This is a genomic window from Chryseobacterium daecheongense, assembly GCF_003729955.1.
GTDB classification, from domain to species: domain Bacteria; phylum Bacteroidota; class Bacteroidia; order Flavobacteriales; family Weeksellaceae; genus Chryseobacterium; species Chryseobacterium daecheongense.
This window is the reverse complement of the sequence record NZ_RJTX01000001.1, coordinates 1,401,017-1,413,406: the sequence shown is the minus strand read 5'-3', so window position 1 is coordinate 1,413,406 and position 12,390 is coordinate 1,401,017. Positions and strand designations below refer to the sequence as shown.

Genomic DNA, 12,390 nt, shown 5'->3' with positions numbered 1-12,390 from the left:
TAAGAAATGATTTCAAAAAAGTCACTCATATATATAGCCGGACATCGAGGTATGGTAGGCTCTGCAATCTGGAGACAGTTATCAGAACAAGGATATACTAATTTGGTTGGTTTATCCAGTGCTGAGCTAGATCTTAAAGATCAGAAAGCTGTGGCAGAGTTTTTTGAAACTAAAAAACCTGATGTTGTAATAGATGCAGCGGCGAGAGTGGGAGGTATTTTAGCTAACAATACGTTTCCCTATCAGTTTCTAATGGAAAATATGCAGATTCAGAATAATCTGATTGATGCTGCATTGAAAAATGATGTTGAAAAATTTATTTTTCTGGGATCATCATGTATTTATCCAAAATTGGCTCCACAACCATTAAAAGAAGAATACCTGTTGACAGATTCCTTAGAACCTACCAACGAATGGTATGCTGTTGCTAAAATTACAGGAATTAAAACTTGTGAAGCAATCAGAAAGCAGTTTGGTAAAGATTATGTTTCTTTAATGCCTACCAATCTTTACGGAACACATGATAATTTTGATTTAAATACTTCTCATGTTTTACCGGCAATGATCAGAAAGTTTCATGAAGCAAAAGAAAATAATAATGCACCGGTAACTTTATGGGGATCTGGTAAGCCTATGAGAGAGTTTCTTTTTGTTGATGATATGGCAGCCTCTGTTATTTTTGCTTTAGAAAATAAGCTTCCTGAGCATTTATATAATGTGGGAACAGGAACTGATTTAACGATTAGAGAATTAGCAGAACTGATTCAGAAAGTAATTGGTCATACCGGAGAAATTCTTTGGGATGCTGAAAAGCCGGATGGAACTCCAAGAAAACTGATGGATGTATCAAAAATGCATGAGTTAGGCTGGAAGCATAAGGTGGAACTTGAAGATGGAATCGCAAAAACCTATCAATGGTTCTTGGAAAATATAAATAATTTTAAGGAAGTTAAAATGTCATAGCTGAATTTTGAAATTCACTATACATCGTATAAAAAATATATCACTAGATGAAAACAGCATTAATTACGGGAGTTACCGGACAAGACGGATCATATTTAGCAGAGCTTTTATTAGAAAAAGGATATAGAGTTCATGGTATTAAACGAAGAGCTTCTTCATTTAATACTCAAAGAATTGATCATTTATATCAGGATCAGCATGAGCAGAATGTAAATTTTACACTGCATTATGGTGATTTAACGGATTCTACCAATATTATAAGAATTATTCAGGAAGTTCAGCCGGATGAAATTTATAACTTGGGAGCAATGTCTCATGTAAAAGTATCTTTTGATTCTCCCGAATATGTTGCAAACGTTGATGGAATTGGTACCCTGAGAATTCTTGAGGCTGTTCGTATTCTTGGTTTGGAAAAGAAAACAAGAATTTATCAGGCTTCCACATCTGAATTGTATGGTGGTTTGCCTGAAAATAAAAATGCTGCCGGTTTTTATGATGAAAACTCTCCATTCTATCCACGTTCACCTTATGGCGCTGCGAAAATTTATGGTTTTTGGATTACCAAAAACTACCGTGAAGCTTACGGAATGTTTGCATGTAATGGTATCTTATTTAACCATGAATCTCCTAGAAGAGGAGAGACTTTTGTAACAAGAAAGATTACAATGGCTACAGCGGCAATTGCTAAAGGAAAACAAAATTGCCTTTATTTAGGAAATTTAAATGCTCTTCGTGACTGGGGCCATGCTAAAGATTATGTAGAAGCTATGTGGCGTATTCTACAACAAGATAAACCAGAAGATTTTGTTATAGCAACCGGAGTTACAACTTCAGTGAGAGATTTTGTACGTATGGCATTTAATGAGATTGGAATAGAATTATCCTTTGAAGGTGAGAATGAAAATGAAATAGCAAAAGTTAAAGCATGTAATAACCCATTATATCAATTGGAAATTGGTAAAACTGTAGTTTCAGTAGACCCGGATTATTACAGACCTACGGAAGTTGATCTTCTTATTGGTGATCCTACAAAATCTAAAACTCAATTAGGCTGGGAACCTAAATATGACCTTAAGGCTTTGGTAAGGGAAATGGTAGAAAGTGATTTGAAGTTATTTTAAAAATGACCGCTTAAAAGCTTTTGGGGTAAGTTTATATGGTGAAAAAATTTATTAAACAAAATAAAGAGAATATTCTAAATTATGTTTTTCAGTTTGGAGGAATCTTAATTAATATTTTTTTTATAAAGATTTTAATTAATTCTCTAGATAAAGAAAGATTTGGTATATGGCAAACAATGCTAACGTTCGTCAGTTATGTTGCTCTCGTTAATTTTGGAGTGGGGAACGGGCTACGTAATTATATTACTAAATTAACAGCAAATAATCAAACAGAAGTAATTGGTTTAGCACTCGGAAAAACAGTGTTGAAGCTAATTCCAATAATAGTCACCAGCTTATTGGTAATGCCTGTTATCATTTATAATCTTAATTTTGATTTTTTTTTTAAAGACATTAAGTTAGATCAAAAAGAAATAAAATATTCATTAATAATTTATTCTTTTTTCTTTATTATCAATATTGTTTTATCCTTAGTCAATTCTTTATCCTATGGCTTGCAAAAAAGTTACCTTTCAACAGGATCAAATTTTTTTAATCTAGCTACATGTTTTACCATAGTTTTAATCTTAAATAATCTATTTCAATTAAACTTAATTCATATTGCTCTTATTTTCGGGCTATCACAATCTATAGTATATATTATATATTATTTTTATTTATCTCGAAAATTCAACATAGATATTAAATTTAAAGGAAGTCTTGATTTGACCGAAATTAATAAGTTGTCAATTAATTTTTTTGTCATAGAGCTATTATATATAGTATTTTCCAGTCTTGATAATATTTTAATATCTAAATTCTTAGGTGCTCAGGAAACTGCTGATTATTCAGTAGTATCAAAAATATTCTTTGTAATAATTGCTCTATTCACTACATTATTAATAAAATTTTGGAATAATGTAACATATGCTTTTGAAATTAAAAATCATAACTGGATTCATAAGGAATTAAAAAAATTAGTCTTAATCAGTTTTGGTGTTTTTCTTTTCTGCCTGTTAATAACTTTATTTAGAGATACCATATTAAATTTATGGATCGGGAAAGGTGTAATAAAAACTTCTGCTGCTACTTTTTTATTATTTTCAGTGTTTACTTTCTTAACGTGTATTAATTCCATTTTAATGTTTTTACATAATGGATTGGGAAGGTTTAAGTATCAATTGATTTCTTATAGCATAATGATTCTTATTTATTTAGGTTACTTTTTTTGTTTCAAAATAGGTTCCTACGAAGATTTAGTTTTATTAAAAGTTATTTTATTAATTATTGGTATTTTTGTTAATTCTTTGATTTTCAGAGATGTGAGTTTTCGTGTCGCTAAAAGTTGAAAATTTTTAATTTATTGTTTTATTAATATATTTTAGAGGGTATATGTTAAAAAGGTTGGAAATCTTTTATTTTATATCAGAGAAGCTAATTAGCTTTTTGAATTCTTCATGCGTTTATTTCAACAATAGAAATAGCACAATAGATGTATTATTCAAAAAGTTTTAAAATTAATTGGAATGCACTATAATATAAAAAAACAAAATTTCAAGTATTATATTTATATACTTTTCATAATAATGCTTTCAAACGGGCTATTATTTAATTATCTGTTTGTTGGTTTTTCTATTTGGAGACAATTAATTTGGCTAGTAGGTTTTACTTTTTTTATAATTTTTCTATTTTCAAATTTTAAGTTTATAAAGAAGCAAAAGGTATTTACCCATTTTAGATGGTCATTAATCATACTTTTAATTTATCTGCTATTTGCACTTGTAGTAAAGGAATATAATGTTGTAAGGGTTTTTTACGCTGTAATTTTATATTTATTTGGGTACAGTTTTTTAACATTACCTTTTATTGTAGTGAATTTAAAAAAAGAAATTCCCTTCTTCAAAATTCTTTCATGGCTGGGAATATTTATTTCAATCGGATTAATTATTGATGGAATAAATAATCATATATTCTTTTTTCTAAAGGCATATGCGTCAGAAGTTAGCATTGAAGATTTTAAGTTAAACAGAGCTTCATTTTTATCAGAGTCTCCAACTGTTTTTGGGATGAGCTTACTTTTATTCCTGATAAGTAATTTGTATACTTCACATTTGTCTAAATCTAAATTTTGGCAGATATTTTATATTCTGACTTCATTTATTTTCTTAGCTGGCGCCTGGTTTTCCGGGGCACGTCAAATATTTTTTATTTTACTTTTTACTGAAATAATATTCTTTATTTATAAGATTTATAAAGACATATCAAAATTATTAATATTTCTGTTTTTGATTCTTCCGGTGTTAATTTTAACATTCAAGTTTATAAATCCTAATGTTGACGATACCAATATTACTAAATATTCTGAGAGATTTACCAGCGATACAGATGGAGGTAATGCCACAAGAATTGAAGCTTGGACCGAAGGAGTGGATCAGTTTTCACTTAATAATTTAAGTCTTTTTACAGGTCATGGATTGAGCTATACAATGGGCCAACAAGCGTTGCCAAATGAAGAAGTCGGTTATCATATGGAAAGTTCGATTTGGGCAATCTTTTCAGAGGGCAGTATATTTTTGTGGTTTGTGTTTTTTTGGCCCTGGGCTTATTCGGTAAAACTTTGGTTAAAAATGAAGTCCTCTTTATTTAAGTGGTTGGTTTTTTGTTTTTTAATATCTTATATTTTCACCGGGTTTATTTCACCAAATTCATCACATCCACTGGCTTCAATGTCCTTGTTCATTATAATGGGACTACTCATAAATTTTGAAAAAGCAGATGTTAAATTACTTCAAAAGTTAAAGTTACAATAATGAATAAAAGAATATTTTTGACACATGTTGTTCCGAAAAACAAAATAGAAAGTTTAGATGTTTCCGCTGCCGGAAATTATTTTTCATATAATTTAATTGATAATAATTGTTTTGACGAAGTCTGGTCCATGATTCCTATAAACATTGATGAAAAAATCGTTGAAAATGATGGAATACATTACATCCAAACTCGCTTTTTAAGCAATAAGAATGTTTTCAGGTTATTAAATATTTTTATTGATAATCTAAAAGTTTTTTTGGGGATAAAAGGAAATGTGAACTTATGGTATTATAACTTAACGCATCAAACAGTTTTCCTCTACTTATTATTAAAAATTTTTAAGCCTAGAGTTAAGCAGTTTGTAATTCTATTAGACTTTACCCCTTCCAAAAATAAAATATCATTACAAAACTTTATTTTTAATCTGATTAATAAATCCGATGGTGTTATTAGTTTGACTTCTAATAAATTTTTGTATTCAAAAAATACGATAGTCTTACCAGGTATTGTTACTGAAATTAAGGACAATAGTAAAATTACCAGTGTTAATAAATCATTTATGTTATCTGGCATTTTATCTAAAAATAGATGCCCGGAATTGATTTTGAAAGCTTTTTCTGAATTTCCGGAATATGAATTAATTATTACCGGAAAAATTGATGATCAAAGTTTAGTTGATACCTATTGCAATACATTTTCTAATATAAGATATTTAGGTTTTTTAAATTATGATAATTATGTTAAAGAATTAGAGAAAGCAACGTTTTCAATTAATAGTAGAGATCCTCAGTATGAAGAAAATCTATATAATTTCCCTTCTAAAAGTATCGAGCATTTGATGCATAATAAAATTCTGGTGTCAACAATGGAATACAGTGAACTCAATGGAATTGAATATATGTATGTTCCACCAACTTTAGATGATTTTAGAACTTTTTTTAAGGAATTAAAAAATATTGATGAGGATGAATTGATTGGAAAATATGCTAATCAATCTTCAAAAGTTTTTGATCTGTTTGGTATTAGTAATTGGAAAAATAGTTTTGAGAAAATTGAACGTAATGGGAAATCTGATTAAAAAAGTATTCAGAATTTTAGCGATTTTTATCATTAACACATTTTTGTGTACCACGCGCTTTTTTTCTTTAAAAAGATTTTTATTGAATATCTCAGGCATTCAGATCGGTAAAGATACTAAAGTTGTCGGTCCAATACATATAGGGACTGTTGCTCAGGTTGTTATTGGCGAAGACTGTTGGATTGGGAGTGGTTTTAAAGTGTATGGAAATGGAATTGTTATCATTGGGGATAAATGTGATTTCGGACCTGATGTTGCATTTGTAACAGGATCACACGAAATTGGTACTGCAGAAAGAAGAGCTGGAGCTGGAATTTCTTTTTCATTATCAGTTGAAAGTGGCTGTTGGATTGGAGCGCGGGTTACTATTGTTGGAAATACAACCGTTGGCAGGAGCAGTATAATTGGTGCCACTTCTTTAGTTAATAAAGATATTGCTTCAAATGTTATCGCATTAGGGTCTCCGGCAAAAGAATTTAAAAAATTAGAAGTATAAAAAATGAAGGGTAAAAAAGTTGTTTTTCTAAACTATATTCCATCTCCTTACAGAGTTGATTTTTTTAATGAATTATCCAAAAAAATTGATTTGAATGTAATTTTTTATAATAAGAGTATGGATAACTCTCCTTGGAAAAAAGAGGAGAAAAAAAGAGAATTTAATCACACTTTTTTATTTGAGCAGTCAAAATTAAAAGGTATTTTTAAATTATTTAAATTGTTAAGATCTCATAGAAATGATATTTTAGTGGTAGGAGGATATTATTTATTACCTGAAATTTTTACAATTTTTTATTGTATATTTTTTAGAAAAGAATTTATTCTTAGCTCAGATGGAGGATTTGTTACCAAAGGATTTTTTAAGACAAGCTTTAAAAAATTTTTAATCGGCTCAGCTAATTATTGGCTTTCTAGCGGTAAAAATACAACTGAAACTTTGAAATATTATGGAGCTAAGGAAAAAGATATTTATGAATATCATTTTACCTCAATTTTTAACAACGAATTGGTAAATAATATTCCGGATAAAGAAACACTTTATAAAGAAAGAGAAAGTTTAGGATTAAATCCTGATGTTTTTTATTTGACATTTGTAGGGCAGTTAGTTCATAGAAAAGGAGTTGATGTATTAATTGAGGCACTAAAACATGATACCAAAAAGAATTTTGAAACCTTAATTATTGGTTCAGGAGAACAAGAAGATGAATTGAAAAAAATGGTTTTGGATTCTGATCTTGATCATAATAAAATACATTTTTTAGGAAAATTAACTAAAAATGAAATTCTAAAGTATTTGAAAGTTAGTGATGCTTTTGTTTGCCCAAGTAGAGAAGATATTTGGGGATTAGTTTTAAATGAAGCAATAGCTAATGGTTTACCATTAATATCTACTAAAAATGTGGGGGCAGCTTACAGTTTAATAGAAGAAGGTGAGAATGGGTATATTGTTGATGTTGATAATCCAGAACAATTAATTGAAAAAATTAATTTATTATTTGGAGAAAAATTAAATTTGATGAAAATGAACTCTATAAATAAAGCTAAAAAATATACAATTGAACAAATGGTTGATGATCATCTTGTTTTATTTAATAAACTGTCCTGACTCGGGAGATAGTATTAATTAGAAATGATTAAATAATGGTATTATTAGATGCAATTTATATTAATAATAGTGGAGGAAAAGTTCTGTTAGATTATTTAATAGAAAATTTAGAATCAAGTGGAATGCGCGTACATTATTTATTAGATAGTAGAGTATTTCAAAATCACCCTATAATTAATTCTGGCAATGATGTTACCTATTTAAAATCTGGGTTAAGATCCAGACATGCATTTTATAAAGAAAATAGAAATAAATTCTCTAAAGTATTATGTTTTGGAAATCTCCCTCCTTCACTAAAGCTCAATGCAGAGGTTTCAACTTATTTTCATCAACAGCTTTTTATAAAAATTCCAGATGATATAAGTTTAATTAACAAAATTACCATCGGGATAAAAATGATGGTCTTACATTGTATTAAGAAGAATACAGATAGATGGATTGTGCAGTCTGAAAATGTTAGAAATGGATTATCTGAAAAATATAACCTGAAGAAAGAAACTGTACAAGTAATTCCATTTTTTCCTCCTCTGCCTCCTGTAGATCATATTATTAAAAATAAATATAAATTTGTCTATATCAGTAATGTTGGGACCCATAAAAATCATCAAAGATTAATTGAAGGATTTTGCAAATTCTATGATAAATTTAAAATTGGGGAATTAGGTTTAACAATTAGTGAAAACGCAACATTTGAAGTTGAGCTAATTAAATCATTACAACAAAGAGGATATCCAATTATTAATTTTGGTTTTATTGGACGAAATGAATTGTCTGAAATTTATGCATCATCAGAATTTTTAGTGTTTCCATCGCTATCAGAAAGTTTTGGTCTCGGTCTTGTTGAAGCTATTGACAGTGGTTGTAAGGTTATAGGAGCTGATTTGCCATATACATATGCAGTTTGTCAACCTTCAATAACGTTTAATCCATTTTCGGTAGATGAAATTGCAGAAGCGTTTGAAAAGTCATTGAAGCCAGATATAAAACCTACCATTGCAAAAGTTCATAACCAAATAGAAATTTTAATAAAATTATTACAATAAGAAATGAAAATACAAAATAAAACACTTTTAATCACCGGTGGTACAGGTTCTTTCGGAACGGCTGTTCTTAATCGTTTTTTACAGACAGATCATTTCAAAGAAATCCGTATTTTCTCGAGAGATGAGAAAAAGCAGGATGATATGCGCAACCTGTATAAAAATGACAAAATAAAATATTATATAGGTGATGTAAGGGATTTTTCTAGTGTAGAACCGGCAACAAGAGGAGTGGATTACATTTTTCATGCAGCTGCATTAAAGCAGGTGCCGTCTTGCGAGTTTTTCCCGATGCAGGCTGTAAAAACCAATGTAGAAGGAACCCAGAATGTCATTCGTGCTGCAGCTGCCAACAAAGTTCAAAAAGTTATCTGTTTATCCACAGATAAAGCAGCATACCCGATCAATGCAATGGGGATTTCCAAAGCAATGATGGAAAAAGTAGCGGTTGCAGAAGCCCGTAACTTAACAGATACCGTTGTATGCCTTACCCGTTACGGAAATGTTATGGCATCAAGAGGTTCTGTGATTCCGTTATTTTTAAATCAGATCCAGAAAGGAGAACCTATTACGATTACTGACCCGAATATGTCCAGATTCTTCATGTCATTAGAAGATGCGGTAGATTTGGTATTATTCGCATTTGAACATGCTAATCCTGGAGATTTATTCGTAAATAAGGCTCCTGCAGGAAGCATTGGTGATTTGGCAAAAGCCTTAATTGAATTGACTGGAAAAGAAGTTCCTGTAAAAGTGATTGGGACCCGTCATGGTGAAAAGTTATATGAAACACTATGTACGAGGGAAGAAATGATTAAAGCAGAAGACATGGGTAATTTTTATCGTGTACCAGCGGATAACCGTGACCTGAACTATGCTAAATACTTCTCAGAAGGCGAGGAAGATGTATCAAAAATTGAAGATTATCACTCACATAACACCGAACAGCAAGGAGTTGAAGGATTGAAAAAGCTGATATCAACCCTGCCGTTAATCCGTAAAGAAGTTTTCGGGGAGGATGTGATGCAGTACCCTTATTAAAAAGAACCACTGATTGTTAAAATGATATTGAAAGGAAATAGATACGAAGACGTAAGAGGCATTATTACTTTTAATAATGAGTTTGATGCATCTTCCGTGAAAAGGATCTATACTATAGAAAACCAATCGACTGCACAGGTAAGAGGCTGGCAAGGACATAAAATTGAACAGCGTTGGTTTGCCTGTATGAAAGGCAGTTTCAAAATCTGTGTTATAGAAGTAGATGATTTTCAACAGCCTTCCAGAGATTTAACAATCAATACATATTATTTGACAGATAAAGAGCTAACTTATCTGCATGTCAAAGCAGGGTGTATAACAGCTATTCAAAGCACTGAAGAAGGAAGTAAGCTACTGGTGCTAGCAGATTATGAATTAGGAGAAATACATGATGAATACAGATTTGATTTGGACTACTTCGCCAATAAATGCTGATGCTGTGTTGCAGCGAAAAGATTAATAAGAATAAACTACTCAATGAGAAAAATAGGAATTACAGGGCAGAATGGTTTTATAGGCCGCCATTTGTATAATACATTAGGATTATTTCCTGAAGAATTTGAGCGTATTGATTTTAATAAAGACTTCTTTGAAAACAACGAGCAATTAGATAAATTCGTTGCAGAATGTGATGTTATTGTACATTTGGCTGCGATGAATCGTCATGAAAGTGAGCAGTTCATTTATGATACTAATATCGCGCTGGCTCAAAAACTAGTAGACTCTTTAAAAAGAACAAATTCAAAAGCCCATGTACTGATGTCTTCCTCTACCCAGGAAGAACGGGATAATTTATATGGGAAATCAAAAAAAGAAGGCCGTGAAGTTATTGTTCAGTGGGCCAATGAAAATGGAGGTAAAGTAACAGGCTTGATTATTCCTAATGTTTTTGGAGCTTTTGGAAAACCTTTTTACAATTCCTTTATTGCTACATTTTGTTACCAATTAACTCACAATGAAACTCCTTCACTTGCTAATGACGGAGAGGTAAAGCTTATCTATGTTCAGGAATTGGTACACCTTATTATCAGTGAAATTCGTTCGGAAAAGAGCAATGCTGAACTATTTATTGAACCCACAGCTACCAAAAAAGTATCCGAAGTTTTGGCATTACTTGAAGAATACAAGTCCAAATATTTTGAAAACGGAGAAATTCCCGCACTGAACAATTCCTTTGAACATAATTTATTCAATACGTACCGTTCATATATAGATTATAAAACCCATTATCCAGTAAAATTCACACAGCATACAGATCCTCGTGGAGCATTTGTAGAAGTGATCAGATTAGGAATCGGGGGGCAATGTTCATTTTCTACAACGGTTCCGGGAATAACCCGTGGAAACCATTTCCATACCCGTAAAATAGAACGTTTTGCTGTTATCAGAGGAAGAGCATTAATCCAGTTGAGAAAGATTGATACTAATGAAGTACTGGATTTTTATCTTGACGGTACAGAGCCTGCTTATGTAGATATGCCAATTTGGTATACCCATAATATCAAAAATATAGGAGATGAGGACCTGTATACTATTTTCTGGATCAATGAGGCTTATAATGCTGAAGATGCAGATACTTATTTTGTAGAAGTTTAATATTCAAAATTGATTAATGAAAAAATTAAAAGTAATGACGGTCGTAGGCACACGACCTGAAATTATCAGACTTTCCAGAGTATTATCCGCTTTAGATACATCTGAAGCGGTAGAACATATTATCGTACATACAGGACAGAATTATGACTATGAGCTCAATCAGATCTTTTTTGAAGATTTGGGACTTCGCAAACCGGATTATTTCCTGGAAGCGGCCGGAAAGACGGCAACAGAAACCGTAGGGAATATCTTGATCAAAATAGATCCTTTGTTGGAAGAGCTGAAACCTGATGCCTTTTTGGTGTTAGGAGATACAAACTCCTGCTTATGTGCGATCCCTGCTAAGAAAAGACATATTCCTATTTTCCATATGGAGGCGGGAAACAGATGTTTTGATCAGCGAGTGCCGGAAGAAACCAACCGTAAAATAGTAGATCATACAGCAGATATCAATCTTACGTATTCCGATATTGCGAGAGAATATTTATTACGTGAAGGACTTCCTGCAGACAGGATCATCAAAACGGGCTCACCAATGTTTGAGGTTTTAAACCATTACTTACCTCAGATAGAAGCATCGAATGTATTGCAAAAGCTTAACCTTGAAGAAGGGAAATTCTTTGTAGTGTCCTCACATCGTGAAGAAAATATAAATTCAGAAAAGAACTTCAGAGGACTGATGGATTCATTGAATGCCATTGCAGAAAAATATCAATATCCTATCATTGTTTCCACCCACCCGCGTACGAGAAATATGATAGAGAAAATGAAAATTGAAATGCGTCCGGAGATCCAGTTTCTTAAACCGCTGGGTTTTCATGATTATAATGCCCTGCAAAAAAGGGCATATGCCGTATTATCAGATTCAGGAACCATCTCGGAAGAATCTTCAATACTTAATTTCAGAGCTCTTAATATTCGTCAGGCGCATGAAAGACCGGAAGCTATGGAAGAGGGCAGTGTAATGATGGTAGGGCTTTCGCCGGAGCGTATTATGCAAGGATTGGTACAGGTATTACAACAGAAGACGGGAACTGAACGTAATTTCCGTCAAGTGGCAGACTATTCAATGCCTAACGTATCTGAAAAAGTGGTACGCATCATTATTTCTTATACGGATTATATTAAAAGAACAGTTTGGTCTGAAGAAATCTAAAG

At 31.5% G+C, this 12,390-nt stretch carries 12 protein-coding genes; all 12 read left to right on the top strand.

Annotation, left to right across the window (positions count from 1 at the left end):
• The first annotated feature begins 6 nt into the window (after window positions 1-6).
• The 12 genes from EGI05_RS06580 (at window position 7) to wecB (ending at window position 12,388) form a co-directional block, all read left to right on the top strand.
• Window positions 7-963 carry a GDP-L-fucose synthase family protein gene (locus tag EGI05_RS06580; protein WP_134197342.1) on the top strand — a complete coding sequence of 319 codons (957 nt, stop codon included), beginning with the start codon at window positions 7-9 and terminating at the stop codon, window positions 961-963.
• Window positions 964-1,010: 47 nt separating this feature from the next.
• Window positions 1,011-2,084, top strand: a complete 1,074-nt coding sequence (gene gmd, locus EGI05_RS06575) for a GDP-mannose 4,6-dehydratase (RefSeq protein ID WP_123262241.1) — start codon at window positions 1,011-1,013, stop codon at window positions 2,082-2,084.
• Between the two features lie 35 nt (window positions 2,085-2,119).
• On the top strand, window positions 2,120-3,412 hold the full coding sequence (locus tag EGI05_RS06570) for an oligosaccharide flippase family protein (protein WP_123262240.1): 1,293 nt from the start codon (window positions 2,120-2,122) through the stop codon (window positions 3,410-3,412).
• A gap of 177 nt (window positions 3,413-3,589) precedes the next feature.
• The gene (locus EGI05_RS06565) at window positions 3,590-4,873 is read left to right on the top strand and encodes a hypothetical protein (protein ID WP_134197345.1); all 1,284 of its coding nucleotides are present in this window, start codon (window positions 3,590-3,592) and stop codon (window positions 4,871-4,873) included.
• Window positions 4,873-5,952 carry a glycosyltransferase family protein gene (locus EGI05_RS06560; RefSeq protein WP_123262238.1) on the top strand — a complete coding sequence of 360 codons (1,080 nt, stop codon included), beginning with the start codon at window positions 4,873-4,875 and terminating at the stop codon, window positions 5,950-5,952. Before EGI05_RS06565 ends, EGI05_RS06560 begins: the two co-directional genes overlap by 1 nt.
• Entirely contained in the window at window positions 5,936-6,448 is a 513-nt protein-coding gene (locus EGI05_RS06555) for an acyltransferase (protein ID WP_166668304.1), read from the top strand. The genes EGI05_RS06560 and EGI05_RS06555 overlap by 17 nt, the downstream gene beginning before the upstream one ends.
• Before the next feature lie 3 nt (window positions 6,449-6,451).
• A complete protein-coding gene (locus tag EGI05_RS06550) occupies window positions 6,452-7,555 on the top strand; it encodes a glycosyltransferase family 4 protein (RefSeq protein WP_123262236.1) in 1,104 nt (367 codons plus the stop codon).
• A 35-nt stretch (window positions 7,556-7,590) separates the two neighbouring features.
• Entirely contained in the window at window positions 7,591-8,598 is a 1,008-nt protein-coding gene (locus EGI05_RS06545) for a glycosyltransferase (RefSeq protein WP_123262235.1), read from the top strand.
• A gap of 3 nt (window positions 8,599-8,601) precedes the next feature.
• Window positions 8,602-9,636: a polysaccharide biosynthesis protein gene (locus EGI05_RS06540; protein WP_123262234.1), complete on the top strand. Its 1,035-nt coding sequence runs from the start codon at window positions 8,602-8,604 to the stop codon at window positions 9,634-9,636.
• A gap of 21 nt (window positions 9,637-9,657) precedes the next feature.
• Window positions 9,658-10,071 carry a WxcM-like domain-containing protein gene (locus EGI05_RS06535; protein ID WP_123262233.1) on the top strand — a complete coding sequence of 138 codons (414 nt, stop codon included), beginning with the start codon at window positions 9,658-9,660 and terminating at the stop codon, window positions 10,069-10,071.
• Window positions 10,072-10,113: 42 nt separating this feature from the next.
• Complete coding sequence (locus tag EGI05_RS06530; RefSeq protein WP_123262232.1) at window positions 10,114-11,232, top strand: polysaccharide biosynthesis C-terminal domain-containing protein; 1,119 nt, start codon at window positions 10,114-10,116, stop codon at window positions 11,230-11,232.
• A 16-nt stretch (window positions 11,233-11,248) separates the two neighbouring features.
• Window positions 11,249-12,388 (top strand): non-hydrolyzing UDP-N-acetylglucosamine 2-epimerase, encoded by a 1,140-nt coding sequence (wecB, locus tag EGI05_RS06525; RefSeq protein WP_123262231.1) that lies wholly within the window; start codon window positions 11,249-11,251, stop codon window positions 12,386-12,388.
• Window positions 12,389-12,390 lie beyond the last annotated feature (2 nt).